At 59.2% G+C, this 25310-nt stretch carries 25 protein-coding genes; 8 read left to right on the top strand and 17 right to left on the bottom strand.

What is annotated here, in order from left to right; all coding sequences use genetic code 11:
• Positions 1-145: 145 nt before the first annotated feature.
• Entirely contained in the window at positions 146-1339 is a 1194-nt protein-coding gene (gene tyrS, locus DBP26_RS23900) for a tyrosine--tRNA ligase (RefSeq protein WP_108239990.1), read from the bottom strand.
• A 212-nt stretch (positions 1340-1551) separates the two neighbouring features.
• Here tyrS and DBP26_RS23890 point away from each other — a divergent pair, with 212 nt between their 5' ends.
• Both DBP26_RS23890 and DBP26_RS23885 read left to right on the top strand, forming a co-directional pair.
• The gene (locus DBP26_RS23890; RefSeq protein WP_108239988.1) at positions 1552-2988 is read left to right on the top strand and encodes a peptidoglycan DD-metalloendopeptidase family protein; all 1437 of its coding nucleotides are present in this window, start codon (positions 1552-1554) and stop codon (positions 2986-2988) included.
• A 3-nt stretch (positions 2989-2991) separates the two neighbouring features.
• Positions 2992-4083 (top strand): anhydro-N-acetylmuramic acid kinase, encoded by a 1092-nt coding sequence (locus DBP26_RS23885; RefSeq protein ID WP_108239987.1) that lies wholly within the window; start codon positions 2992-2994, stop codon positions 4081-4083.
• Between the two features lie 74 nt (positions 4084-4157).
• Here the strand turns inward: DBP26_RS23885 and erpA are convergent, their stop codons facing one another.
• Both erpA and argC read right to left on the bottom strand, forming a co-directional pair.
• Positions 4158-4508 carry an iron-sulfur cluster insertion protein ErpA gene (erpA, locus tag DBP26_RS23880; protein WP_108239986.1) on the bottom strand — a complete coding sequence of 117 codons (351 nt, stop codon included), beginning with the start codon at positions 4506-4508 and terminating at the stop codon, positions 4158-4160.
• A gap of 168 nt (positions 4509-4676) precedes the next feature.
• On the bottom strand, positions 4677-5711 hold the full coding sequence (gene argC, locus DBP26_RS23875; protein WP_108239985.1) for an N-acetyl-gamma-glutamyl-phosphate reductase: 1035 nt from the start codon (positions 5709-5711) through the stop codon (positions 4677-4679).
• Between the two features lie 132 nt (positions 5712-5843).
• Between argC and hemJ the strand changes: the two genes are divergently transcribed.
• From hemJ to coq7, 5 genes are all read left to right on the top strand, one after another.
• Positions 5844-6269 carry a protoporphyrinogen oxidase HemJ gene (hemJ, locus tag DBP26_RS23870; protein ID WP_108239984.1) on the top strand — a complete coding sequence of 142 codons (426 nt, stop codon included), beginning with the start codon at positions 5844-5846 and terminating at the stop codon, positions 6267-6269.
• A gap of 43 nt (positions 6270-6312) precedes the next feature.
• A complete protein-coding gene (locus DBP26_RS23865; RefSeq protein WP_108239983.1) occupies positions 6313-7236 on the top strand; it encodes a DUF805 domain-containing protein in 924 nt (307 codons plus the stop codon).
• A gap of 56 nt (positions 7237-7292) precedes the next feature.
• Complete coding sequence (locus DBP26_RS23860) at positions 7293-8078, top strand: SDR family oxidoreductase (RefSeq protein ID WP_108239982.1); 786 nt, start codon at positions 7293-7295, stop codon at positions 8076-8078.
• Between the two features lie 83 nt (positions 8079-8161).
• Complete coding sequence (locus DBP26_RS23855) at positions 8162-8500, top strand: histidine triad nucleotide-binding protein (protein WP_108239981.1); 339 nt, start codon at positions 8162-8164, stop codon at positions 8498-8500.
• Between the two features lie 124 nt (positions 8501-8624).
• Complete coding sequence (gene coq7 / locus DBP26_RS23850; protein ID WP_108239980.1) at positions 8625-9272, top strand: 2-polyprenyl-3-methyl-6-methoxy-1,4-benzoquinone monooxygenase; 648 nt, start codon at positions 8625-8627, stop codon at positions 9270-9272.
• Positions 9273-9350: 78 nt separating this feature from the next.
• On the opposite strand, the gene DBP26_RS23845 is transcribed toward coq7, so the two are convergent.
• Entirely contained in the window at positions 9351-9773 is a 423-nt protein-coding gene (locus DBP26_RS23845) for an OsmC family protein (protein ID WP_108239979.1), read from the bottom strand.
• 208 nt (positions 9774-9981) lie between these two features.
• On the opposite strand from DBP26_RS23845, the gene crp reads away from it, so the two are divergent.
• Positions 9982-10623, top strand: a complete 642-nt coding sequence (gene crp / locus DBP26_RS23840; protein WP_108239978.1) for a cAMP-activated global transcriptional regulator CRP — start codon at positions 9982-9984, stop codon at positions 10621-10623.
• Between the two features lie 8 nt (positions 10624-10631).
• Here the strand turns inward: crp and DBP26_RS23835 are convergent, their stop codons facing one another.
• The 13 genes from DBP26_RS23835 to DBP26_RS23775 all read right to left on the bottom strand — a co-directional run bounded on the left by DBP26_RS23835 (position 10632) and on the right by DBP26_RS23775 (position 25229).
• Complete coding sequence (locus DBP26_RS23835) at positions 10632-11324, bottom strand: lipoate--protein ligase family protein (RefSeq protein ID WP_108239977.1); 693 nt, start codon at positions 11322-11324, stop codon at positions 10632-10634.
• A 68-nt stretch (positions 11325-11392) separates the two neighbouring features.
• On the bottom strand, positions 11393-12229 hold the full coding sequence (gene trpC / locus DBP26_RS23830) for an indole-3-glycerol phosphate synthase TrpC (protein WP_108239976.1): 837 nt from the start codon (positions 12227-12229) through the stop codon (positions 11393-11395).
• On the bottom strand, positions 12226-13275 hold the full coding sequence (trpD, locus tag DBP26_RS23825; RefSeq protein WP_108239994.1) for an anthranilate phosphoribosyltransferase: 1050 nt from the start codon (positions 13273-13275) through the stop codon (positions 12226-12228). The genes trpC and trpD overlap by 4 nt, the downstream gene beginning before the upstream one ends.
• An 18-nt stretch (positions 13276-13293) precedes the next feature.
• Complete coding sequence (locus DBP26_RS23820; protein WP_108239975.1) at positions 13294-13893, bottom strand: aminodeoxychorismate/anthranilate synthase component II; 600 nt, start codon at positions 13891-13893, stop codon at positions 13294-13296.
• A gap of 465 nt (positions 13894-14358) precedes the next feature.
• Positions 14359-15840: an anthranilate synthase component I gene (gene trpE / locus DBP26_RS23815; RefSeq protein ID WP_108239974.1), complete on the bottom strand. Its 1482-nt coding sequence runs from the start codon at positions 15838-15840 to the stop codon at positions 14359-14361.
• 69 nt (positions 15841-15909) lie between these two features.
• Positions 15910-16728: a phosphoglycolate phosphatase gene (locus tag DBP26_RS23810; protein WP_108239973.1), complete on the bottom strand. Its 819-nt coding sequence runs from the start codon at positions 16726-16728 to the stop codon at positions 15910-15912.
• Positions 16728-17399, bottom strand: a complete 672-nt coding sequence (rpe, locus tag DBP26_RS23805; protein ID WP_108239993.1) for a ribulose-phosphate 3-epimerase — start codon at positions 17397-17399, stop codon at positions 16728-16730. Before rpe ends, DBP26_RS23810 begins: the two co-directional genes overlap by 1 nt.
• A gap of 194 nt (positions 17400-17593) precedes the next feature.
• Positions 17594-19018, bottom strand: a complete 1425-nt coding sequence (locus DBP26_RS23800; RefSeq protein ID WP_108239972.1) for a hypothetical protein — start codon at positions 19016-19018, stop codon at positions 17594-17596.
• A gap of 74 nt (positions 19019-19092) precedes the next feature.
• On the bottom strand, positions 19093-20256 hold the full coding sequence (locus DBP26_RS23795) for an iron-containing alcohol dehydrogenase (RefSeq protein ID WP_108239971.1): 1164 nt from the start codon (positions 20254-20256) through the stop codon (positions 19093-19095).
• Between the two features lie 197 nt (positions 20257-20453).
• On the bottom strand, positions 20454-21827 hold the full coding sequence (locus tag DBP26_RS23790; RefSeq protein WP_108239970.1) for a sigma 54-interacting transcriptional regulator: 1374 nt from the start codon (positions 21825-21827) through the stop codon (positions 20454-20456).
• 96 nt (positions 21828-21923) lie between these two features.
• Positions 21924-22748: an ABC transporter permease gene (locus DBP26_RS23785; RefSeq protein ID WP_108239969.1), complete on the bottom strand. Its 825-nt coding sequence runs from the start codon at positions 22746-22748 to the stop codon at positions 21924-21926.
• Positions 22749-22760: 12 nt separating this feature from the next.
• The gene (locus tag DBP26_RS23780; protein ID WP_108239968.1) at positions 22761-24008 is read right to left on the bottom strand and encodes an ABC transporter permease; all 1248 of its coding nucleotides are present in this window, start codon (positions 24006-24008) and stop codon (positions 22761-22763) included.
• Positions 24009-24197: 189 nt separating this feature from the next.
• Positions 24198-25229, bottom strand: coding sequence for an ABC transporter substrate-binding protein (locus tag DBP26_RS23775; protein WP_108239967.1), 1032 nt, complete (start codon positions 25227-25229; stop codon positions 24198-24200).
• Positions 25230-25310 lie beyond the last annotated feature (81 nt).

Here is a 25310-nt window from a genome sequence, read left to right as displayed (position 1 = left end):
GAGTTTTCGGTTCCGACTGCGCCGGAAGTGGGGCGAATTATAGAGACATCTGAAGGCCCGTCAAGCACTTATTTCGGAAAAGAGGAAAGTTTCTCATCAGGCTCCGCAGGAGGCGGCAAACCGCCCCGCGCAGCGGACGCCAGCCTCAGCTCAGCGTGATGCGCCCGAATGCCTTCTTGCCCGCCTGGCAAACATGTGTCGCACCCAGCTTGAAGATGAAGCTCCGATCTACCACCTCACCATCAACGCGCACACCGCCCGACGCAAGGAGGTCGCGAGCGATTGCCGCGTTCTTGACCAACCCTGCCTTATTAAGGACAGCAGCGATCGGCATGTCTTCAGTCCCAGGAACCGCAATCTCCGGCAGATCCTCAGGCAGCTCGCCATCCTTCATGCGATTGCCCGCGGAACGGTGCGCAGAGGCAGCTGCCTCTTCGCCATGAAAACGAGCGACGATTTCCTCTGCGAGCTTGATCTTGATATCGCGCGGATTCGCCCCAGCCTCGCACTCAGCCTTGAACGCGCCGATCTCCTCCATTGAGCGAAAGCTCAGCAATTCGAAATAGCGCCACATCAACGCATCCGGAATAGAAACCAGCTTGCTGTACATGATGCCGGGTGCTTCTTGAATCCCCACATAGTTACCCAGGGATTTGGACATCTTCTTCACGCCATCCAAACCTTCGAGCAAGGGCATGGTCAGGACGCACTGCGCTTCTTGACCATAGGCGCGCTGCAACTCACGCCCCATAAGAAGGTTGAACTTCTGATCCGTACCACCCAGCTCGACATCAGCTCGCAAGGCGACGGAGTCGTAGCCCTGGACCAGCGGATAAAGAAACTCGTGGATGGCAATGGACTGATTCGAGGTATAGCGCTTGTCGAAGTCATCCCGCTCCAGCATGCGGGCAACCGTGTATTGAGATGAAAGACGAATGAAATCGGCAGGGCTCATCTGATCCATCCAGGTGGAGTTGAATGCCACCTCGGTTTTTTCCGGATCAAGAATCTTGAAGACCTGGGATTTATAGGTTTCGGCGTAATCAAGCACCTGCTGGCGCGTGAGCGGCGGACGTGTTGCGCTTTTTCCGCTTGGGTCGCCGATCATGCCGGTGAAATCGCCAATCAGAAAGATGACCTGATGGCCCAACTCCTGGAATTGACGCAGCTTATTAATAAGCACCGTATGCCCCAGGTGCAGGTCCGGCGCAGTCGGGTCGAAACCGGCTTTGATGCGCAGTGGCTGACCACGCTTGAGTTTCGCGACCAATTCGGATTCGACCAGGAGTTCATCCGCGCCGCGCTTGATCAGCGCCAGCTGCTCTTCAACCGACTTCATAACAGCCCCGTAATGCCATATTTCAAAGGGAAACAACCATACAAGATCACCGCCCAAATACAAGTTCGGGACAGAACAGCCCCGCGAATCCGGAGCGGATCCGCACGCAAGCTTGCCTCGGGCAGGTTTTGGTTATATTTTATACAGTTATTTCATCTTCATCATGTCATTCATCTTTTCCATTTCATCTTTTTTCAAAGTCAAAATTACCTATGAACGACACTCCGCCTAAAGCGCCTCCGCTTTATCCGAAGAGCCACCTGCTCGCAGCCAGCGGTATCGCGGCCCTGCTGAGCCTGGCCCTTCTGGTTTTTCCATCCAGTGATGTCGAAGCCAAAAAAACTCACCTCAGTCTCGAACCGGAAACCCCGATCGAGCAGCTCAAGCAAGAACAAGACGCTCAAGATCAGTCTCAAGCCACAGAACTCCCGACTGAATCTCCATTCGCGCAGATCGACAACGGCGACGATGCCACTGAAGGAACTGCCACAAACGAGCCTGCGGCAGCGCCTGTCAAAAAAGAAGCCGTCGCCGCTGCGAAAAACGCTAATCACAGAGAGATCGTCGTCTCCAAAGGGGACACGCTTTCCACGCTGTTCGAGAAGGTAGGGTTGCCAGCGGCTGCGGTGCACGAGGTCATGGCCAGCGACAAGCAAGCGAAGCAGTTCAGCCAGTTGAAGAACGGGCAGGTCTTGCAATTCGAGCTTGGGCCGGATGGCAACCTCAAGCAGCTACACAGCAAGCTGAGCGATCTGGAAACCATCAGCCTGTCCAGAACCGAAAAGGGCTACACCTTTACTCGCGATGTCAGCAAACCCAACGTGCGCACGGCCTATGTCCATGGTGTGATCAATAATTCGCTCTCGCAATCGGCACAACGCGCCGGACTGAGCCACAGCATGACGATGGATATGGCCAATATCTTCAGTTATGACGTCGACTTCGCTCAGGACATCCGCAAGGGCGACGAATTTGACGTGATCTACGAGCAGAAAGTGATCAACGGCAAGACCGTCGGCACAGGCAATATCTTGTCTGCCCGTTTCACTAACCGTGGCAAGACGTACACAGCCGTGCGTTACACCAATAAGCAGGGCAATACCAATTACTACACCGCCGATGGCAACAGCATGCGTAAGGCGTTTATCCGCACGCCAGTAGAATACGCTCGCATCAGTTCGCTGTTCTCGATGGGCCGTAAGCACCCGATCCTGAACAAAATCCGCGCCCACAAGGGTATCGACTATGCTGCACCTCGCGGCACACCGATCAAGGCGACGGGTGATGGGAAAGTCATCCTCGCGGGCCGTCGCGGCGGCTATGGCAATACGGTGATCATCCAGCATGGCGAGACCTACCGCACGCTGTATGGCCACATGCAGGGTTTTGCCAAAGGCATTCAGAATGGATCGGTGGTCAAACAAGGTCAGGTCATCGGTTATATTGGAACAACCGGCCTGTCCACAGGTCCGCATGTGCACTACGAGTTTCAGGTAAACGGCGTTCACGTTGACCCTCTGGGTCAGAAACTGCCAATGGCAGACCCGATCGCCAAGTCCGAAAAACAGCGGTTCATGCAGGAGAGCCAACCACTGATGGCGCGCATGGACCAGGAAAAGGCCACCATGCTGGCCTCGAGTAAGCGCTGACCCATGACTTTATATGTAGGTGTAATGTCCGGAAGCAGTCTGGATGGACTCGACTTCGCACTCGTAGAACAGGGTGACCGCCCGCGTTTGCTCGGCACTCATTACATCCCCATGCCTGACGACTTGCGCGCTGAGTTGCTGGGGCTTTGCGCCAGTGGACCCGACGAGCTGGCGCGCGCAGGCATCGCCGAGCAGAAATGGGTGCACCTCGCGGCACAAGGCGTATTGGCGTTACTGGACAAACAGAACGTGTCCGCCGGTGAGATCCGAGCCATCGGCAGCCACGGCCAGACGATTCGGCACGAACCGGCGCGCGGCTTCACCATTCAGATCGGCAATCCGGCGCTGCTCGCGGAGCTGACGGGCCTTACCGTTGTCAGCGACTTTCGCAAGCGTGACATCGCCGCCGGGGGGCAAGGCGCTCCTTTGGTCCCGGCGTTTCACGAAGCGTTGTTCGACGATAACAAGGACTACCGCGCAGTTCTCAACGTCGGCGGCTTCAGTAACCTGAGCCTGATCGAAATCGACAAACCGGTCTCAGGTTTCGATTCGGGCCCGGGCAACGTTTTGCTCGATGCGTGGATTCAAGCCCAGCGCGGCCTGAGTTACGACAAAGACGGCGCCTGGGGCGCCAGCGGAACCGTCAACCCCGATCTGCTGAAATCCATGCTCAGCGATCAGTTCTTTCAGACTCGCGGCCCAAAAAGTACGGGGCGGGAAGTCTTCAACCTTGGCTGGGTTCATCATCACCTGTTTCAGTTGCCAACGCTGAGGCCCGAAGACGTGCAAGCGACGCTGCTTGAAGTAACGGCTTTGAGCATCACCGAGTCGTTGCAATCAGCTCAAGCGCAGACCAAAGAATTGCTGGTCTGCGGCGGCGGGGCTCACAACAAGGCCTTGATGGGTCGACTGGCGGCACTGCTGCCGAATACCAAAGTGTCCAGTACAGCCGACTTCGGCGTCGACCCTGACTGGGTGGAAGCCATGGCGTTTGCCTGGCTGGCACATTGCGCGCTGGAAAGCGTCCCTGCCAACCGCCCCAGCGTTACCGGAGCCAAGGGCTTACGGGTTCTAGGGGCGATTTACCCTGCCTGAATCGATCGGCATGATGCAAAAAAAAGCCGCGTAACAAACGCGGCTTTTTTGCAGGACGTCGTTGCCAGCAAGGCTCAGATCGAGAAGGAAGAACCGCACCCACAGGTCGTCGCGGCGTTCGGATTCTTGATCACGAAACGAGAGCCTTCCAGCCCTTCCTGATAGTCCACTTCTGCGCCGGCCAGGTACTGGAAGCTCATCGGGTCGACGACCAGGCTCACACCTTCTCGCTCGACAACGGTGTCATCGTCGGCAACGTCTTCATCGAAGGTGAAACCGTACTGGAAACCGGAACAGCCGCCACCGGTCACGAAAACTCGCAACTTCAGGCGGTCATTGCCCTCTTCATCGACCAGGGTTTTCACTTTGTGCGCAGCACCTTGCGTGAATTCCAGAGCCGTAGGTGTGAAGGTTTCAACACTCATGCTCAAATCTCCCGGCGGTAAGCCGTCATATTGCGTAATGACGGCCATTATCCGCTTGTCCTAGAAAATTGGTCAACTATTCCAGTGACAGCGACAGGCTTCGAGCGACAGGGGGCAAGCCAAACGCCTGCGCCCCTGCAGCGCCCTCAAGGCCTGAGGACGCTTTTGTCAGGGAAGCATGCCTGCATGAGCCAGTCCGAGGCGCTCATCCAATCCGAACAGAATGTTCATGTTTTGCACTGCCTGGCCCGATGCGCCCTTGACCAAGTTGTCGATGACCGACAATACCACCACCAGATCGCCGCCCTGAGGACGGTGAACGGCGATGCGGCAGATGTTGGCACCGCGAACGCTGCGCGTCTCGGGGTGGCTGCCGGCCGGCATCACATCGACAAAAGGCTCATTGGCGTAGCGCTTTTCGAACAATGCCTGCAGATCGATGGAGGTGTCGACCACCGTCGCATACAGCGTGGCGTGAATTCCACGAATCATTGGCGTCAGATGCGGTACGAAGGTCAGACCGATGTCACCACCCGCTGCGCGACGCAGCCCTTGGCTGATCTCCGGCAGATGGCGATGGCCTTTCACGGCGTAGGCCTTGAAGCTTTCACTCGTTTCGGAATACAGCGACCCGACGCTAGCGCCACGTCCTGCGCCGCTGATGCCGGATTTACAGTCGGCGATCAGGCGGGACGGATCCGCCAGACCTGCTTCGAGCAACGGCAGGAAGCCCAACTGGGTGGCGGTTGGGTAGCAGCCCGGTACGGCGATGAGGCGAGCCCCTTTGATTTGCTCGCGATTGACTTCCGGGAGGCCGTACACCGCTTCAGGCAATAGCTCAGGCGCACCGTGGGGCTGGTTGTACCATTTGGCCCATTCGACTGGGTCCTGCAGACGAAAATCTGCGGAAAGGTCGATCACTTTGGTACCGGCTGCGAGCAGTTCACCTGCCAGCGCATGGGCAACGCCATGAGGCGTCGCGAAGAACACCACGTCACAGGCACCCAGCACCTTCACATCGGGAACGCTGAAGGCCAGTCCGTCATAATGACCGCGCAAGTTCGGATACATGTCGGCGACCGGCAAACCCGCCTCGGAACGCGAAGTGATCGCGACCACTTCTGCTTCCGGATGCTGTGCCAGAAGACGCAGCAACTCGACGCCGGTGTAACCCGTGCCACCGACGATACCGACCTTGACCATAACCTGCCCTCAACGAAACCACTGGAAAGCCGCTGATGATATGAGTCCGTCGCCCTCGGGACAACCGTGAACGTGACGTACGGGCACGCAAGCCACTACTATTTGCGCCACCGTGATCCTGGAAAAACCAAAATGCTCTATCTGTGGATAAAAGCACTGCACATCGTCTCCCTCGTCTGCTGGTTCGCAGGCCTCTTCTACCTTCCCCGCCTGTTCGTCTACCACTCGATGAGCGAAGACGCCGTCAGCCGTGAACGTTTCTGTACCATGGAGCGCAAGCTCTATCGCGGCATCATGGGGCCCGCCATGATCGCAACGCTGGTGTTTGGTATCTGGCTGATTACACTCATCCCCGGCTACCTCCAACAGGGCTGGCTGCATGCCAAGCTGACGCTGGTGGTCATCCTGATCGGCTACCACCATATGTGTGGCGCTCAAGTGAAGCGTTTCGCGCGGGGCGAAAATGGCCGTAGTCACGTGTTCTACCGCTGGTTCAACGAAATTCCGGTTCTGATTCTCCTGGCTGTCGTCATTCTCGTAGTGGTCAAGCCGTTCTGATCTCTGGCAAGAGACGCCTTCAACCCTGACAAGGAAGCCAACCATGGCCGAGCATTTCAAGATCGTTTTCGAAGGGCAGCTCCGAACAGGGGTCGATCTGGAGACTGCACGTCTGAACCTTGCGCAACTGTTCAAGACTGACGTGTCCTCCGTCGACCGGCTGTTCTCTGGCAAGCCTATTACGCTCAAGCGAGGCCTGACTCATGACGATGCGCAGCGCTATTTGAAAGCACTGAATGACGCAGGGGTGGATGCCCGAGTCGAGGCGGAGCAGCCTGTCGCCTGGACTCTTGAAGACATCGAAGAACCAGCGCCCGTACACGCCGCGCTAGAGCAGCCCAAATCGCCCTATGCGCCGCCGCGCTCTGCGGTCGCCCAGCCGTGGCCGACCGTGGGAGAGCTGAAGGTATTTACCGTGCAAGGTCGTATCGGCAGGCTGCGCTATCTGGCCTGGACCATGGTGTTGACGTTCATAGGCTTGCTGCTCGCGGCCTTGTGCTTTGGGGTCATGAGCCTGTCGCTGGTGGCTGGCGGGCTGCTGGCCGCCGTTCTGTTTGTGGCGGTAGTCGTCATCAGCATTCAGATGGGGGCGCAACGTCTGCACGACGCGGGATGGTCAGCCTGGCTGCTGTTGCTCAATCTCGTGCCATTCGTGGGCAGCTTCTTTCCTTTCCTGATGATGATCATCCCAGGGAACAGTGGTCCGAATCGTTACGGCCCGCCGCCTCCGCCCAATACCAGAGGGGTCAAATGCCTCGCCGCTCTCTGGGTAATTTTTCTCGCCGTGGTGTTCGCGGGTGGCCTGATGGGTGGCCTGCAAAAAGTCAAAGAAGAAGTCGAAATCACCACCGGCGAGTATGAACAATCGCTGCCGTATGACGATGACGCCGAAGGCGCTGCCGAACCCATCGTTCCTGTCGATCCTCCAGAGGTCGATGAGCTATCCGGCACAGACGACGATCAATAACTGCCTGGCAGCAAGGACGCTGTCTCGACACTCGCAACACCTTATTGGAGAACAGCATGACCCGTTACGCCCTCGTCACCGGCGCATCCAGCGGTATCGGCCTGGCCATCGCCGAAGCGCTGGCCCGTCGTGGTCGCCACCTGATTCTGGTGGCCCGCCATCGGGACATGCTGGAGAGCATCGCAATCGAATTTACCCAGCGCTTCGGCGTCGAGGTGCTTTTCCGCGCCTGTGATCTGGGTGAGCCGCTGCGCCTTTCCGGCTTTCTTTTGGAACTGGAAGATGGCGAGAGGCAGATCGACTTGCTCGTGAACTGCGCTGGCATTGGCAACAGCGGACCGTTTCTCGCTCAGGAGTGGGCGCAGGAGCAGGACCTGCTCGACCTCAACGTCCTGGCAATGACCCGCCTTTGCCACACCGTCGGCAATTTGATGGCCGTACAGGGCGGCGGCCAGATCCTTAATGTGGCATCAATCATGGGATTCCAGCCTGGACCGTGGATGAGCACCTACGCGGCGAGCAAAGCGTTCGTTCTGCATTTTTCGGAAGGGCTGCGCGAAGAACTGAAGAAAACCGGGGTGAAGGTTTCAGTACTGTGCCCAGGCCCGACGCACACCTCGTTTTTCCGCGCGGCCCAGTTGAACGCTGACAATTTCATCAACGACACAACCCTGACAGCTGAAGAGGTTGCGCTCTATACCGTGCGTGCGCTCGACAAGAACAAGGCGATCATTATTCCCGGATGGCGCAACCGTTTCATCACCGGTCTGCCGCGCGTAACGGGTCGCTGGCTGACCCGCAAAATCTGGAGCTCGATAATCAAGTCGAGACTGTCGGCCTGACCACAAGCTTCAAGAAATGGCTGGGCGCGGTATGACCTCCCCAGTACACTCGGATCATTCCTCTTCTAAGGAGACACAAGGCTGTGACAACTCTGTTCACCAAGATCATCAACCGGGAAATCCCGGCGAAGATCATCTACGAAGATGATCAGGTACTGGCCTTCCACGACATCGCGCCACAGGCGCCGGTCCACTTTCTGGTCATTCCTAAGAAACCCATTGCCACGCTGAACGACGTGACGGAAGAGGACAAGGGGTTGCTGGGCCACATTCTGTTCACTGCCCAGCGCCTGGCCAAAGAGCAAGGCTGTGAAGACGGCTTTCGGGTGGTCATGAACACCAATGAGAAAGGCGGCCAGACCGTTTATCACATTCACCTGCATGTCTTGGGCAAACGTCAAATGACTTGGCCGCCGGGTTAAGTCGCGATTTCAACGCGTTATGCTCGCCAGGTGTCTGTTTGGCGCCTCGGCGGGCTGATGCAGAGCAAGCCCCGCCCTGCGGATTGAGGTAGACTGACCGCCGTGGTTTTATCCGGAGGTGCCCATGGCTACCGAACGTCACTACTCCCCTATTGATCGTTTTCTCTTGCAAGCCGATGCGGCGATGAAAACGCTGCTGCCCGCCAGTGCGCACGCTCATCGCCCTTCACCTGCCATCGTCCAGCGTGACTCGAAGCTGAGCGAGACCGAGACCCGTCATGTCGCCGGTCTCATGCGCATCAACCATACCGGTGAAGTCTGCGCTCAAGCGCTGTATCAGGGGCAAGCCCTGACCGCGAAGTTGCCCCAGGTGCGCAAAGCGATGGAGCACGCGGCGGAAGAAGAAATCGACCACTTGGTGTGGTGCGAGCAGCGCATCCATCAGTTGGGCAGTCACACCAGTGTGCTCAATCCGCTTTTCTACGGCATGTCGTTCGGGATCGGCGCGGTCGCCGGCCTGATCAGCGACAAAATCAGTCTAGGGTTCGTCGCAGCCACTGAAGATCAGGTGTGCAAACACTTGAACGAGCACCTGCAACAGCTGCCAGCAGAGGACGAAAAGTCCCGCGCCATTCTGGAGCAGATGCGAACCGATGAGGAACAGCACGCCGAAGGCGCCATTGAAGCCGGGGGCTATCGCTTCCCGGCCCCGGTGAAGTTTGGCATGAGCCTGTTGGCCAAGGTGATGACCAAGAGCACTTACCGCATCTGAGAAGGGTCACGACAGCGAGGGCTGTCTTCTGTGGGGGCACGTATCGGAAAGGCGCCGGAATGGCGCCTTTCCTGTCAATCAACCCAGCTCGATGATCTCGTAGTCGTGGGTAATCTCGACGCCGGCAGCGCCGAGCATGATGGACGCCGAGCAATATTTTTCAGCCGAAAGTTCAATGGCGCGTTTGACCTGGGCCTCCTTCAGGCCACGGCCTTTGACCACGAAATGCAAATGGATCTTGGTGAAGACCTTCGGGTCCTCGGTGGCGCGCTCGGCCTCCAGGAAGGCCTCACAGCTCTCGACCGGCTGGCGCGCTTTCTTGAGGATGCTGACGACGTCGAAGTTGCTGCAACCGCCCAGGCCGATCAGCACCATTTCCATTGGGCGCACACCCAGGTTTCGACCGCCGCTCTCGGGCGGGCCGTCCATCACGACCACATGGCCGCTGCCCGATTCGCCAAGGAACATGGCCTCACCCGCCCATTGAATACGCGCTTTCATCCCCAGGACTCCAATGCTTGAAAAAAGGCGGCCAGCTTAGCACAAGGTCGCTGTGCCGCTGCGCGGGCCGGAAACTGCCGCTCCGGGACAAAAATGTAGGAATTTTCCGAAAAAATGGCGAATCGCCGCTGTAGAACTGCGGTAAATCAGAAATACTGCCGATACCTATAAGAATGCCGCAGGGCGCAGTTTTTTACGGGATACCCCCATGGTTGCCATGACCCCTCCAAACAAAATGAAGCTGGTCGACAAACTCCTTCCTCACGCTCAACGACAGCGCTGTCCGGCCAAAACCAACATCATTTGTGCAGGTGAACAGTCGGAGTCCCTCTACCTGATTATCAAAGGGTCGGTGACGATTCTGATCGAAGACAGTGACGGGCGGGAGATGATCGTCGCCTACCTGAACAGTGGTGACTTCTTCGGCGAGCTTGGGCTCTTTCAGCCTGTCAACGACGGCTCGCGGAGCGCCTGGGTGCGCGCCAAGACCGAGTGTGAAGTTGCCGAAATCACTTATGCCAAGTTCCGCGAGCTAAGTCAGCATGATCCTGAGTTGATGTACGCGATGGGCGGACAGATGGCCGAGCGCTTGCGTAACACAACACGCAAGGTCGGCGATCTTGCCTTTCTGGACGTCACCGGGCGCGTGGCTCGCAGCCTACTGGATCTGTGCAAGCAGCCAGACGCCATGACTCACCCGGACGGCATGCAGATCAAGATTACCCGTCAGGAGATCGGTCGCATTGTGGGGTGCTCTCGGGAGATGGTAGGACGCGTATTGAAATCGCTGGAAGAGCAGAAACTGGTGCACGTGCGCGGCAAGACCATGGTGGTCTACGGCACTCGCTGAGCCCTTTGCTACAGGCCGACCAGCACGGCCGCGTAGCGTTCTGTCAGCCGGTCGAGGAAATCGTTACCCGCGTACATTTCCCGCAGCGCAACGTGACTGTCTGCCCGGCAACGTTGCTCAAGATCGCACATCTCATTGAAGCGGTTGACCGCATTGACCATGTCGACCCGCTCGTTGTCCAGCAGCATCGCACCGTGGGCCAACACCACCGGGCGTTTCCCGCCCTGACTCTGACGCCAGCGCTGAGCGGTCCCCACCATTTTGCGCCCGTTGAGGTTCACGTTGAAACGGCCGTCGCAGAATGCGCCGTCTACCTCTCCGAGCGATGCAACGCCGCCCAGCTCATTCAAGACATCGAGCATAGGCTGACACAGCCGCATGTAGGCGTTTTCGATACGGTCGCGATCAGGCTCCGTCTTCGGCTGAACGTAGACCAGCGCAACGTTGACTGTGGCGGGGGACTGGGGGACCGGCTCGCCCCCGCTTTCCCGAAGCAGAACAGGCCAGCCGATGTCCGCCAGCGTTTCGCTGGCCTCAGTAAAACCGGGCAGGCGGCTGAGACGCCGAGGCATGACTAGCGCGTGGTCATTGGGCCGCCAGAACAGCAGTCCGTGATCGGCCTCTCCGGCGCACACCGAGGCCAGCAGGTCCTGTTCGGCCTGCAGGCCAGCCTCTACGCAGATCTCGAGGTATCTACTCATTCGATAGCCTGCCGACGGTCACTGGGCGTGAGCTTGCTCTCACCTATGGAACAGGTATGCCTGCCCAATCAATCCAGCGTACTGGACTTGATCGCCGCACCCTTCTCCGGGAAGAACAGACGCTGCAATTCCACACCCGGTTTTTCGGCACGCATGAAGGCTTCGCCCACGAGGAAGGTATACACGTCGTTGATTTCCATCAATTCGACGTCGGCGCGGTTCAAGATCCCGCTTTCGGTCACCACCAGGCGATCACGCGGGATACGCGGGAGCAAGTCAAGGGTGGTTTCCAGGCTGACCTCGAAGGTGTGCAGGTTGCGGTTGTTGATGCCGACCAACGGAGTATCGAGGGTCTTCAGCGCGCGCTCCAACTCGTCACCATCATGCACTTCAACCAGCACATCGAGCTGGTTGGATTTGGCGACGGAGGCCAGTTCCGCCATTTGTCCATCCTCGAGGGCCGATACGATCAGCAATATGCAATCGGCACCCAATGCGCGCGCTTCGACCACCTGATAGGGGTCGATCATGAAATCCTTGCGAATGACCGGCAACTTGCACGCACTGCGTGCTTCCTTCAGATAAGCATCGGCACCCAGGAAGAAATCAATGTCGGTGAGCACTGACAGGCAGGTTGCGCCACCCGCTTCGTAGCTCTTGGCTATCTCACCAGGCTGAAAGTTCTCGCGGATAACCCCTTTGCTGGGCGAGGCCTTCTTGATTTCCGCGATGACCGCCGGCTGTTTGCGCTTGGCCTGATCGATCAGTGCCTTGGCGAACCCGCGCGTGGCATCGGCTGTGGCAGCCAGGGTCTCCAGCTCGGACAAGCTGACGCTGGCGCGACGTGCCGCCACCTCTTCGGCCTTACGGGCGAGAATCTTTTCCAGTACCGTTGGCACGCTCATCCTTCATTCTCCTGTTTGAATACCGCAGTGAAGGCACCCAGCTCTTCCAGTTTTTCACGGGCCAGGCCGGTATGCAGCGCGTCATGGGCCAGTTCCACACCCTCTTTCAGCGTCGACGCGTGATCCGCCGCGTAGAGCGCCGCACCCGCATTGAGCACAATCATTTCCGCCGCCTTCTGGCCATTTTCGGTCTTGCGGCGCCCCAATGCGTCACGAATCAACTCCAGCGACTGCTGAGGGCTTTCCACAACCAGACCAAACAGACTCTGACTCTTGATACCCAAGTCTTCGGGTTGTACCGAATATTCGGTCACTTGATCGTTCTTGAGTTCCGCCACGAACGTGGGTGCGGCGAGGCTGAACTCGTCCAGGCCATCCTGCGAATGCACCACCAGCACATGTTTGCTGCCCAGGCGCCGGAGTACCTCGGCAAGCGGGCGACACAGCGCCTGATTGAATACACCGACCACCTGATGCTTGACCCCTGCCGGGTTAGTCAGTGGACCGAGCATGTTGAAAAGCGTGCGCAGCCCCATTTCCTTGCGCGGACCCGCGGCATGCTTCATCGCTTGATGATGGGTCTGAGCGAACATGAAACCGATCCCCACGCTGTCGATGCAGCGCGCTACCTGAACCGGGGTCAGGTTCAGGTACACACCCGCCGCCTCCAGCAAGTCGGCACTGCCGCTCTTGCCCGACACCGCGCGATTGCCATGCTTGGCGACGGTACAGCCCGCTGCCGAGATGACGAGCGATGCGGCCGTGGAAACGTTGAAGATATTCGCGCCGTCGCCGCCGGTGCCGACGATATCGACCACACGATCCAACGACTGCAACTGAACCTGATCGGCCAGTTCGCGCATCACCGAAACGGCACCGACGATTTCGTCGATGGTTTCGCTCTTCATCCGCATGCCCATCAGAAAGGCGCCGATCTGTGCCTGCGTGCATTGCCCGGTCATGATTTCGCGCATGACATCGCGCATTTCGTCGGTGGTCAGGTCCAGTTGATTTACAACCCGGCCCAGCGCCGTTTTGATATCCATCGCCATATCGAAGTGTCCTTAACCCTGACGCACGCCGCCGGTCTGCTTGAGGAAGTTGGCGAACAGCTCATGGCCTTGTTCGGAGAGAATCGACTCAGGATGGAACTGGACGCCCTCGACGTTCAGCGTTTTGTGACGTACGCCCATGATCTCGTCGACCGAGCCGTCCTCCAACTGAGTCCAGGCGGTCATCTCCAGGCAGTCGGGCAAGGTGTCACGCTTGACCACCAACGAGTGATAACGGGTGACCGTCAGTGGGTGCTTGAGACCTGCGAACACGCCTTGGTCTTTATGGATCAGGTCGCTGGTCTTGCCGTGCATCACCTGACGCGCGCGGACCACTTCGCCACCAAACGCCTGGCCGATCGCTTGATGGCCGAGGCAAACGCCTAGCACGGGCAGCTTGCCTGCAAAGTGCTTGATGACGTCGATGGAGACACCCGCCTCATTAGGCGTGCAGGGGCCTGGCGAAACCACGATGCGCTCCGGATTGAGCGCTTCGATTTCGGCCACGGTCATTTCATCGTTGCGGATGACTCTAACGTCGGCGCCCAGTTCGCCCAGGTATTGCACGACGTTATAGGTAAAAGAGTCGTAGTTATCGATCATCAGCAGCATGGCGTGCTTAACCTCTTGAAATCTGACCTTGTGCGAACCTTCGAAACGTTGCCTGACTCATCGCCTGGCATGTCCCGCCAAGGGAAGGGTCAACTGTCGCGCAAGGCGTTGTTCGAAGGCAGGGTGTAGCAGAGCCGGAATCCGGCAGGGGAAAAGTCAGGCGCGCCAACGCCAACGGGCGTGGGCCTTGATAACGCGCATCAAGAGTTTGCTGACAGTCGTCACGGAAGGAGTCTCATCTAAACGTTTCGGGACATTAGCGTACCGGGTCACCCGGCGCAATATGATTCTACGCCAGAAAAAAACCACTGAAAGGAGTCAGAACGGCGCTCAAGAGGCGGATCAGCCACTCTGTTTGGGTAGGTTGCGCGCACCGAAACACGTTGAGCTCTGCGGAACGGCCCCCGGCAACTAAACGGAAACGCGGGGCCAGAGACCCCCACGTTCGACCCCATCAGCGGCGCATTACCCCTCGGGGGTCTGCTCGGCCAGCGCCACGGCGCGAAACATGGCGCGGCGCTTGTTCAGCGTTTCTTCCCACTCGAGCGCAGGCACCGAGTCGGCCACGATCCCGCCGCCCGCCTGAACGTGAAGTTCACCGTTCTTGATCACTGCGGTGCGAATGGCAATCGCGGTGTCCATGTTGCCGTTCCACGCCAAGTAGCCCACCGCTCCGCCATACACGCCACGCTTCACCGGCTCCAGCTCATCGATGATTTCCATCGCACGAATCTTCGGTGCACCGGACAGGGTGCCGGCCGGCAGAATCGCCCGCAGGGCGTCCATCGCCGTCAAGCCCTGCTTCAATTGGCCGGTGACATTGGAAACGATGTGCATCACGTTGGAATAGCGCTCGATGACCATCTTTTCGGTCAGCTTCACCGAGCCGATCTCCGAGACGCGACCGGTGTCGTTGCGGCCCAGGTCGATGAGCATCAAATGCTCGGCGATTTCCTTGTCGTCGGAGAGCAGATCGACTTCCAGCGCATGATCCGCTTCTTCGGTCGCACCGCGCGGACGTGTACCGGCGATCGGCCGTACGGTGATCAGGTTGTCTTCGACACGTACCAGCACTTCGGGCGAACTGCCAACAATATGGAAGTCGCCGAAATTGAAGAAGTACATGTAAGGCGTCGGGTTGAAGCAACGCAGCGCGCGGTACAGGTCGATAGGCGCGGCCTTGAAGTCGATGGACATGCGCTGCGACGGGACCACTTGCATGCAGTCCCCTGCCAGAATGTATTCCTTGATCGTATCGACCGCGTTTTCGTAATCGCCCTGGGTGAAACTGGAGCGAAACACCGGCTCAGCCGCTTGCGGACGGGTCAAGTCCAGCCCGCGACGTGGCGTGATCGGTTGGCGCAGCTTTTCCATCAGTGCTTGCAGGCGAGCATGGCCCGCCTCGTAGGCCTCAGGCTGGGCGGGGTCAACCAGCACGATCGCGTGCATCTTGCCGGCGAGGTTGTCGAAGACGACCACGGCGTCGGACACCATCAACAGAATGTCCGGCACACCGACTGGATCTGGATTCGGACATTTGCCCAATCGCGGCTCGACATATCGGACGCAGTCATAGCCGAAATAACCCACCAGCCCGCCATTGAAGCGCGGCAGGCCGGGGATGGTCGGGACGTTGTAACGCGCCTTGAAGGTCTCGACGAACGCCAGAGGGTCTTCTGCCTCCAAGCGTTCGGTTTCAACGCCGTCATGGGTCACGCTCACGGTGTGATCATGCACACGCAGCACCGTGCGGCATGGCAGACCGATCATCGAGTAACGCCCCCACTTCTCCCCGCCCTGAACCGATTCGAGCAAGTAAGAATTCGGCTCGTCGGCGAGTTTCAGGTAAATCGACAGCGGCGTGTCGAAGTCGGCGATGGTTTCAAGAGCAAGCGGGATACGGTTGTAGCCTTCAGCGGCCAAACGCAGGAATTCTTCGCGGATCATGATCAGCCTCGTGGCAAGAGGTAAAACGGTCAGGTATGCAAACGCGCCGGAAGCCCGGCCAGATTCAAATCAGGCGCGCCAACGCCAACGGGCCAGGGCCTTGATGACTTTCATCCAGAGTTTGCGAGTGACCACCACGATGGATTCTCTAAAGGAAGGGTGTGGAACGTCGGGCAACGTTATCCCAGCCCCCGCTTCTAAGCAACCGGGAATCAGTTTGCGCAGATCGTCGATGACCAGCGCCGGGGACTCTTCGGCAATCGGACGCCCGTGGTTATAGCCATAACTCAATGCGACGCAGGCGACACCGGCCGCCTTCGCCGCCAGCACGTCGTTGCGGGAGTCGCCCACGAACAGGGACTGCGAGCCGGGCACCCCGGCCATTTTCATGACGAAAAACAACGCTGCCGGATCCGGCTTCTGCTGAGGCAGCGTGTCACCGCCGACGATCCAGCGGAAGAAACGCCCCAGCTTCATGTCGTCCAGCAGCGGCGCCACGAAACGCTCCGGCTTGTTGGTGATCAGGGCCATCTCCACCCCTTGCTTCTGCAGCCATTTCAGCGTTTCGCGCACGCCGGGGTAAACGCGCGTGAGGGAATGATTGTCGCCGTAGACCTCCATGAAGATCGCCAGCGCTTCTTCGGTCGCGGCCTCATCGACAGCCGAGTGGTCCATCCCATTGGCCAGCGCGCGCCGCACCAGCACGCGAACACCATTGCCGATCCAGTCACGGACCCGTTCGATGCCGGCAGGGGCGCGACCGAGCTGAGTCAGCGTCTTGTCCACAGCGGCGGCCAGGTCTGGCACCGAGTCGACGAGGGTGCCATCCAGGTCGAACATGATCAGCCGAGGCAGGCGGCCGGGAAAGAGCTGTTCAAAGCCGCTCATCAGCGAGCCAGCGCCAGTTCTGCACGCATTTTTTCAATGACCTCTTTGTAATCGGGGGCATTGAAAATGGCCGAGCCTGCGACGAAGGTGTCGGCCCCGGCCGCAGCGATCTCACGGATATTGTTGACGTTGACGCCGCCGTCGATCTCCAGGCGGATGTCGCGCCCGGAGGCATCGATCAGTGCTCGCGCCTCACGCAGCTTGTTGAGCGTCCCGGGGATGAATTTCTGGCCACCGAAGCCTGGGTTCACGCTCATGAGCAGGATCATGTCGACCTTGTCCATCACGTACTCGAGCAGATTCAGCGGTGTCGCCGGGTTGAACACCAGGCCGGATTTGCAGCCCGCTTCGCGCACCAGTTGCAGCGAGCGGTCGATGTGCTGGGTCGCTTCCGGGTGAAAGGTGATGTAGGTCGCACCGGCTTCGACGAAGTCGCCGATGATGCGGTCCACCGGGCTGACCATCAGGTGCACGTCGATGGGCGCGGTGATGCCGTATTTGCGCAACGCCGCGCAGACCATCGGGCCGATGGTGAGGTTGGGGACGTAGTGGTTATCCATGACGTCGAAGTGAACGATGTCGGCGCCGGCGGCCAGAACATTGTCGACTTCCTGCCCCAGGCGGGCGAAATCGGCGGACAGAATCGAAGGAGCAATAGCGAAGGGCTGCATGACGCACCTTTTTTGAGCGAAATCACGGTGGCGCGCATTGTACTCCAGAGTTTCGAACATGGGTCGTGCGGCGGATGAATGCAGGTTCCTACGCACGGCAGATGCCCAGACTTCACTTGCGGGGCCACCCCCTGGCGGCGACTTCGGATCACCCCCACGCGCTGCGCGGGAGCGACCCTACCCCACAGTCGGGCTCAATCAGCCAACGCTTCTTCCTCGATGCGCTCGGCCTTGATGACCGGCTTCGCATCCGGCGCTTTCACATCTTTGCTGAAAGTGCCGTCCACTTCGCCTTTGAAAAAGTTCTTGCCGTAGATCAACAGACACAACACCACGCCGACGCCGAACGCCCAACTGGCGCCTTTGATCGCCAGCACCGCGCCGATCACGCCCGCGATGCCCAGGTCGCGTTGGCTGCGCGCTTCTAGAATGCCGAGGCGGACGCTGACATAGCCTTGGATCAGCAGGGTCAGCGACAGCGCAACCCCAAGAATTGGCTGCACCAGCGTCACGACCGGAAGCAGCAACAGCCCGGTGTTAGTGCCCCAGCGGAACGAGCCGACACCGCCGATGATCGACTGCATCGCTTTGGGTCCGCCTTTGAAACGCTCGATGACCACCACCAGCATCGCCGCCCATTTAGGGCCGCACATGGCGACGTCCGGGCCGAAAATACTCATGAACGCGTTGCGTGCACCGAAAATCCAGTGCGCGCGGTCCGGGTTGTAATCGACGACCTCATCGGTGCGGACAGTCTCCGCCTCGTCGAGCAGCGACTTCGCGCTCAGCACGTCACCGAACACGATGATGTACACGGCGAGCATGGTCGGCAGCGCCGAAATGAACATTGAGAGCGGCGGCATGCCCAGCCCGAAGACGGTGTAGTCGTGCCACAGGCCAGCGAAGTCGGGCTTGCTGATGCCCCACTGAATGGTCGGCCAGGGTGCCTCGCCGAACAGCGGAGCGATCACCACCGCCAGCAGAATGATTGGCAAGATGCCCAGCTTGGCGAAGTTCCACCAAAAGCGATTGCGCTGCTTCAACTCATTGAAGTGTTGGGAGAAGATCAAATAGAACGCGATGCCTACGGCGATGGAGATGGTCCATGGCAGGACGTTGAATTTGCCGCCTACCTGGAAGACGGCGATCACTGCACTCAACCCGGCGCCCACGATGATGCCGGACTTGATGGCAGGGGGCACATACTCGACCACTTTTCTGGCCATCCCCGTCATGCCCAGCGCTATCGAGAACACCCCAAGCATCAACTGAAAGGCGATCAAAGCATGCACGCGCTCCGGCCCCATCGGGAATTGCGCACAGTAGGCCATCAGCAGGGGCACCGCCGGGGTGATCCAGCCCGGAACGGTCGGATCGCCGAGCAAGTGGTGAGTCAGATACAACAGGCCGTTGAGCATCACAACGGCCAGCGCCACTTCGAACGGCATGCCGAGCAATTCGGTCATCAGCGGGATGGCGGCCAGATCCACAGCGCACATCAGCAAGCCCTGCAAGTAGTCCGGCATCTCGAATTTGTAATGAATAAACGGCAACCGCACTTTGAAAGGGCCGAAAGGGATGTAGGGGCTTTCGCTCCTAAGCGGGGGAGTGTTTGACATGTCGTGTACCCGTTTTATTGGTCTTGTATCGGTCGTTGCCCGACCGTTGGATCGGGCGTATTGCGTGGTGCGGATCAGTAAGCCGCCCGGTAGATCTTTTCGATATCGGCGGCGGTCAGCTTGCGAGGGTTGTTGCGCATGAGGCGATCGATTTTGCTGGCTTCCTCGGCCATCGCAGGAAGGGCATCTTCCGGGACATCGAAGCTGCGCATGCCTCTCGGGATGTCCACGGCCGCACACAAATCGGCCATCGCCTTGACGGCTTCATCGGCGGCGTCCTTGTCGCTCAATCCGGACACCTGCAAGCCCATGGCGTCGGCGATGTCGCGAAAGCGCTCGACGCAGGCCATCTTGTTCCACTCCATCACGTAGGGCAGCAGCAAGGCATTGCTGACCCCATGGGCAATGTTGAAACGGCCGCCCAGTGGATAGGCGAGCGCGTGCACGGCTCCGACGCCTGCATTACCAAAGGCCATTCCGGCCATCAGGCTGGCGGTGGCCATGTCTTCGCGCGCCTGAACGTTGGCAGGGTTGGCATACGCTTTAGGCAAGGCTTTGACGATCAGCTTGATCGCGCCCAGAGCGATGGCGTCGGTAATGGGCGAAGCGTTGACCGAAAGGTACGACTCGATGGCGTGCACCAATGCATCGACACCGCTGGCCGCTGTCACGCTCCGCGGGCAGGTCAGTGTCATGACCGGGCTGACAAGCGCGACGTCCGGCAACAGAAAGTCGCTGACGATGCCCTTTTTCAGCTGGGCTTGCTTATCGGAGAAGATCGCGACGTTTGTCACCTCCGACCCCGTCCCTGCGGTGGTCGGGATCGCGATCAGCGCGGGGCCCTTGTGCTTGACCAGATCGACGCCGAACAGCTCGGCCAGTGGCCCGTCGTGATGAGCGAAGGCCGCGACGCCCTTGGCAATGTCGATCGCGCTGCCGCCGCCCAGGCCGATCAACCCATCATGACCGCCCTCGCGAAAGGCGCGAGTGCAGTCCTCGACAATGGCAATTTCAGGTTCGGGCTTGACCTGATCGAAGATGCCGTAACGCCGCCCGCCCAATTGCGCCAGCGCCAGGTCCACTGTGCCGGACTTGACCAGAACCGCGTCCGTGACGACCAAGGGGTTATTGACGTTGAGGCGGGTCAGCTCTGTGGCCAACTGCTCGATGGCAGCCTGACCTGTGATCAGTTTGTTCGCGATTTTGAAGGCGCTGATGCGCGAGGCGGAAAGGGTCATCGGGCTCGTCCTGTGTGCGTTGTTTTAGTGAAGACGTGCCAGAGGGGATAGCCAAAGCTGTGCCAATTCGCCGAAGGCCCCGCGGCAGAAGGCTTCAAGGCGAATCACGGGCAGTCGAAGCAAAAGAGACCGGGCGGTCCTGATCAGCTTTTTGATCGGTGAAGCGGGGCGTGATTGAAAAACTGATCAGCGGGCCGCTAATCGGAGCGCTCCCAGCGCTTCATTTTTTGCACCACGGTGGCCTGGCTGACTCCCAAGGCCTTGGCCGCCAGGCGCGTGGTTTTGTGGGTCTGCAATGCAGCCCTGATCGCAGCGCGCTCGGCGTTTTCCAGCACCTTGCGCAGCGGCAGTCGACTGTCATGGGCGAGAGACGGGTTGAAATTGAGAATGTCCTCGGGCAGGTCCAACGCTTCGATGGTCCCACTGAGGTTGGTCACCACCAGTCGCTCGACGATGTTGATCAACTCGCGGATGTTGCCTGGCCAGGCGTACTCGCACATCAAGTCCAGGGCTTCCAGACCCCACTGCACCTGCCGCTCATAATGGGCATTGAACCGGTCGAGGTAGTACTGCAACAAAGGAGGAATTTCTTCGCTGCGCTCACGCAGGGCCGGGATGTGAATGGGGACGACGTTCAGTCGGTAGAACAGATCCGCACGAAACGTCCCTTCTGCCACCCTTTGCTTGAGGTCATGGTGAGTGGCGCTGATGATGCGCACGTCCACTTCCTTGAGCTCCAGCCCGCCCACGGGAATGAAGCGATTCTCTTCGATGACTTTGAGCAGCTTGACCTGCACCGCCAACGGCAAATCACCGATTTCGTCGAGAAACAACGTCCCGTGATGGGCCAACTCCAGCAGCCCACGCTTGCCCTTCGGCCCTGCGCCGGTAAAGGCACCGGGCGCGTAGCCGAACAGTTCCGCCTCGATCAGATTCTCCGGCAGCGCACCGCAGTTGAGCGCCAGGAAAGGCTCTTTGGCGCGAGGGCTGGCATTGTGGATAAACTGCGCGACGAGGGTCTTACCGACGCCGGTTTCACCTTGCAGCAGCACTTTGACCGAGCTGCCCGCGACTTGCCGGGCCAGCGCGAACACCCTTCCTGACACTTCCTGATCGGCCATCAGCTGCGAATCCAGCAGATTGTCCCGCTGGCCGGCGTGCAGCCTGGCCGTGCTGCTGCGCAACTGCTTGAGCTGTTGCAGCTCATCGCGCTCATGCTTCATGCGCAGCAGTTCGGTCATGTCGCGCACGGTGCTGACGACGTAGGAAATACGGTGATCGGCATCGAGAATAGGCGTGGCACTGACCAGCAGCTTCTTGCCTTGGCTAAGGCTCTGCATCACCGACACCGGACGCCCCTCCTGCAAGACGCGCAGTGAAGCCGACTGCGAGATGACCCCTTCTTTCACCAGTTCCTGCATCGGACGGCCGATCAAGTCGGCACCGTTCAGGCCGGTCAACCGTTCGTAGGCATGGTTGACCTTAAGCGTCGTACCTTGGCCGTCGGTGATGTAGACACCGTCGTGCAAAGCGTTGAGCAGTTCTTCGAAACTGGCGTCATTGACGTTCACCGCGGTCTCCGTGGCGGGGTGAGGAGCGGTGGAGTTTAACGGATTACTGGTCGTGCCCACGCAGGGTGGGCACGAGCGATCGCAAAGACGTGTCGATCACACCGCCGAGGTGCGCAGCTTCTCACTGCGTCCGCGCAGCCACTCCAGTGCCAACAGCAACACCACCGAGAAGCCGATCAACAGTGTGGCTGCTGCGGCGATGGTCGGGCTGAGGTTCTCGCGGATGCCGCTGAACATCTGCCGTGGCAGGGTCGCCTGTTCAGGGCCGGCGAGGAACAGCGTCACCACCACCTCGTCGAACGAGGTCGCAAAGGCGAACAGCGCCCCCGAAATGACGCCGGGTGCGATCAGCGGCAGGGTTACCCGGCGGAAGGCCGTGATGGGCGATGCGCCGAGGCTCGCGGCAGCGCGTACCAGGTTGTAGTTGAAGCCTTGCAACGTGGCCGACACCGTGATGATCACGAACGGCACCCCAAGCACGGCATGCACCAGAATCAGCGAGGTGTAGCTATTGCCCAGGCCCAAGGGCGCGAAAAACAGGTAGCTCGCCACGCCGACGATGACCACCGGAACCACCATGGGGGAAATGACCAGGGCCATCACCAGCGATTTGCCGGGAAAGTTGCTGCGGGTCAGGCCGATGGCGGCCAACGTGCCAAAGCCCATGGCCAAAAGGGTCGCGGCCGGGGCGACGATCAGGCTGTTCTTCAGCGAGCGCATCCACTCCGCGGAGCTGAAGAAATCCTGATACCAATGCAACGAGAAGCCTTGCAGTGGATAGACCAGAAAGCTGCCGGAGTTGAACGACAGTGGCACGATGACCAGCACCGGCAACACCAGAAACAACAGAATCAGCGCGCAGAGAATACGCAGCGTGTAATGCCAGACCCGCTCGATGGGTGAGGAATAAGGGCTCAACATGAATCGTTCTCCTCAGCTCAGACGCAGGCGGCTGGCGCCGACCAGCCAGCTATAGATCAAGTACAGCACGACTGTGGCCAGCAGCAGCAGACCACCCAAAGCGGTTGCCATGCCCCAGTTGATGCTGGTGTTTGTGTAGAAGGCCACGAAATAACTGACCATCTGATCGTTGGGGCTGCCGAGCAGCGCCGGGGTGATGTAGTAGCCAATCGAGAGGATGAACACCAGCAGGCAACCGGCCCCCACACCCGCATAGGTTTGTGGGAAATAAACCCGCCAGAAGCTGGCGAAAGGGTTACAGCCCAAGGATATCGCGGCACGCATATACGTCGGTGAGATGCCCTTCATGACGCTGTAGATCGGAAGGATCATGAACGGCAGCATGATGTGGACCATGGAGATGTACACGCCGACCCTGTTGAAGACCAGCTCCAGGGGTTTGTCGATGATGCCCATGGCCATGAGCGCGCCGTTGATCAGGCCGCCGGATTGCAGCAACACGATCCATGCGGCGACTCGCACCAGAATGGAGGTCCAGAACGGCAGCAGCACAAGAATCATCAGCAGGTTGCTCTGACGCGCTGGCAGATTCGCCAGCAGGTACGCCAATGGGTAGGCGAGCACCAGGCAGAACAGGGTGATCACCAGCCCCATCCAGAACGTGCGGGCGAAGATGTCGAGATAGATCGCCTGATCAGGCGTCGCGGGGGCCAGTTCGCCCAGGTCATCGATGCGGTGGTCGAGCGACGCCAGCAAATAATACGGAGTGAAGCTGGAGGTATTGCGACGAATGGCCTGCCAGTAGGCCGGATCGCCCCAGCGCTCGTCGATGGTTTCAAGGCCTTCTTTGTACGAGACCGGCTCCTCCTTGAAAGGCAAGGCGCGGGCCGTTTTCGCCAACAGGCTGCGGTAACCTGCCAGTTCCTGGTTCAGGCGCTTGGACAGATCGCCCAATGTCTGGTTTTTGCGGGCGTCGGCCAAGTCTTGGCTCGCCGCTTTGTAGACGGCTTCAGGGGGTAAGCCCTTGCCGTCCCATTGGCTCACTTGTGCCACCGTGAGCGGCATGCCAGCGACCACTTCCGGGTTGTTCACACTTTTGTACAGCAGCGCCGCAATGGGCACGAGGAAGACCAGCAAGAGGAAAATCGCCAATGGCGCGATCAACGCCTGAGCCTTCCAGCGGTTGACGCGCTCGGCACGGGCCAGGCGTTGCTTCAAGGTCGGGCTGGCGCCTTCAGTCAGGGGCACGGCGGTGGCCATAGCGAACTCCGAAATCTTTCGAACGAGGGGTGCTTCGCCTGCCCTGTTTCTGGAGGAAGAGGCAGGCGAAGCGCCCGGTTAACTCACTTCAAACGTGGTGCAACAACCGCCAAGGGTTGGCCTCTAGCCAGCGGCTATGGCATGCGGGCGACGCCGACCAATGCAGCGCCCCCGGTCAAGCCCCCGGTCTTACTTGGCGGCCCAGGCGTTGAAACGCTGCTCCAGCGACTCGCCGTTGTCGGTCCAGAAGCCCACGCTCAACTGCACCTGATCCTTGATGTTCTCAGGCGTGGTCGGCATGTTTTTCTGGTTGTCCGCCGTCAGCAGGCTGACAGCCTGACTGTTGGCCGGACCGTAGGCGATGTTCTCGGAGTAGGTCTTTTGCTGCTCGGGTTTGAGGGTGTAGGCCAGGAATTTCTTGGCCTCTTCTACGTTCTTCGCGCCTTTGGGAATGGCCCAAGAGTCGAAATCGTAGACGCCACCGTTCCAGACGATTTTCAAGTTGCTTTCTTTCTGCACCGCCGCGATACGGCCGTTGTAGGCCGAGCTCATCACCACGTCACCCGACTGCAGGAACTGCGGCGGCTGGGCGCCGGCTTCCCACCACTGGATGTTTGGCTTTAACTTGTCGAGCATCTTGAAGGCACGATCCTGGCCGTCTTTGCTGGCCAGTACCTTGTAGACGTCCTTTGGAGCGACGCCGTCGGCCATGAGGGCGAATTCAAGGGTGTATTTGGCGCCCTTACGCAGGCCGCGCTTGCCCGGGAATTTATCGGTGTCCCAGAAATCAGCCCAACTGGTGGGTGCTGTCTTGAGTTTGTCGGCGTTGTAGGCCAGTACGGTCGACCACACGAAGAAGCCGACGCCGCATGTCTGAATGGCGCCGGGAACATAGTCTTCTTTCTTGCCCAGAATGGCGGGATCGATCTCTTCGAACATGTCTTCGTCACAACCACGGGACAGCTCGGGGGACTCGACTTCAACCAGGTCCCAGTTCACGCTTTTGGTGTCGACCATGGCTTTGACCTTGGCCATCTCGCCGTTGTATTCGCCAGCCACGATCTTGCCGTTGCCTGCTTTTTCCCACGGGGCGTAGAAGGCCTTTTCCTGAGCTGCCTTGTTCGCACCGCCGAAGGAAATGACCGTCAGATCGGCGGCCATGGCTTGCGCCGCGCACATCATGCCGACCGATAAAGCGGTGAGCTTCAATGTCTTGAGCATTTGTTTCTCTCTCCACGAACAATGTTGGTTAAGCGATGGGCGATGGGTTCGCCTCTAAGTGCATCGGGTTACGCATACCGC

Source organism: Pseudomonas sp. RIT409 (genome assembly GCF_003052515.2).
In the GTDB taxonomy this organism is placed as follows: Bacteria; Pseudomonadota; Gammaproteobacteria; order Pseudomonadales; family Pseudomonadaceae; genus Aquipseudomonas.
This window is presented reverse-complemented; position numbering and strand designations above follow the sequence as displayed.

Coding starts and splice junctions, on each gene's coding strand:
- trpC (WP_108239976.1), bottom strand. CDS start 12,229: ATGAGCGTGCCAACGGTACTGGAAAAGATTCTCGCCCGTAAGGCCGAA.
- DBP26_RS23860 (WP_108239982.1), top strand. CDS start 7,293: ATGACCCGTTACGCCCTCGTCACCGGCGCATCCAGCGGTATCGGCCTG.
- rpe (WP_108239993.1), bottom strand. CDS start 17,399: ATGCAGCCCTTCGCTATTGCTCCTTCGATTCTGTCCGCCGATTTCGCC.
- crp (WP_108239978.1), top strand. CDS start 9,982: ATGGTTGCCATGACCCCTCCAAACAAAATGAAGCTGGTCGACAAACTC.
- argC (WP_108239985.1), bottom strand. CDS start 5,711: ATGGTCAAGGTCGGTATCGTCGGTGGCACGGGTTACACCGGCGTCGAG.
- hemJ (WP_108239984.1), top strand. CDS start 5,844: ATGCTCTATCTGTGGATAAAAGCACTGCACATCGTCTCCCTCGTCTGC.
- DBP26_RS23775 (WP_108239967.1), bottom strand. CDS start 25,229: ATGCTCAAGACATTGAAGCTCACCGCTTTATCGGTCGGCATGATGTGC.
- DBP26_RS23865 (WP_108239983.1), top strand. CDS start 6,313: ATGGCCGAGCATTTCAAGATCGTTTTCGAAGGGCAGCTCCGAACAGGG.
- erpA (WP_108239986.1), bottom strand. CDS start 4,508: ATGAGTGTTGAAACCTTCACACCTACGGCTCTGGAATTCACGCAAGGT.
- DBP26_RS23890 (WP_108239988.1), top strand. CDS start 1,552: ATGAACGACACTCCGCCTAAAGCGCCTCCGCTTTATCCGAAGAGCCAC.
- trpE (WP_108239974.1), bottom strand. CDS start 15,840: ATGATCCGCGAAGAATTCCTGCGTTTGGCCGCTGAAGGCTACAACCGT.
- DBP26_RS23845 (WP_108239979.1), bottom strand. CDS start 9,773: ATGAAAGCGCGTATTCAATGGGCGGGTGAGGCCATGTTCCTTGGCGAA.
- DBP26_RS23785 (WP_108239969.1), bottom strand. CDS start 22,748: ATGTTGAGCCCTTATTCCTCACCCATCGAGCGGGTCTGGCATTACACG.
- DBP26_RS23885 (WP_108239987.1), top strand. CDS start 2,992: ATGACTTTATATGTAGGTGTAATGTCCGGAAGCAGTCTGGATGGACTC.
- DBP26_RS23800 (WP_108239972.1), bottom strand. CDS start 19,018: ATGTCAAACACTCCCCCGCTTAGGAGCGAAAGCCCCTACATCCCTTTC.
- DBP26_RS23810 (WP_108239973.1), bottom strand. CDS start 16,728: ATGAGCGGCTTTGAACAGCTCTTTCCCGGCCGCCTGCCTCGGCTGATC.
- DBP26_RS23835 (WP_108239977.1), bottom strand. CDS start 11,324: ATGAGTAGATACCTCGAGATCTGCGTAGAGGCTGGCCTGCAGGCCGAA.
- DBP26_RS23795 (WP_108239971.1), bottom strand. CDS start 20,256: ATGACCCTTTCCGCCTCGCGCATCAGCGCCTTCAAAATCGCGAACAAA.
- DBP26_RS23780 (WP_108239968.1), bottom strand. CDS start 24,008: ATGGCCACCGCCGTGCCCCTGACTGAAGGCGCCAGCCCGACCTTGAAG.
- DBP26_RS23820 (WP_108239975.1), bottom strand. CDS start 13,893: ATGCTGCTGATGATCGATAACTACGACTCTTTTACCTATAACGTCGTG.
- coq7 (WP_108239980.1), top strand. CDS start 8,625: ATGGCTACCGAACGTCACTACTCCCCTATTGATCGTTTTCTCTTGCAA.
- trpD (WP_108239994.1), bottom strand. CDS start 13,275: ATGGATATCAAAACGGCGCTGGGCCGGGTTGTAAATCAACTGGACCTG.
- tyrS (WP_108239990.1), bottom strand. CDS start 1,339: ATGAAGTCGGTTGAAGAGCAGCTGGCGCTGATCAAGCGCGGCGCGGAT.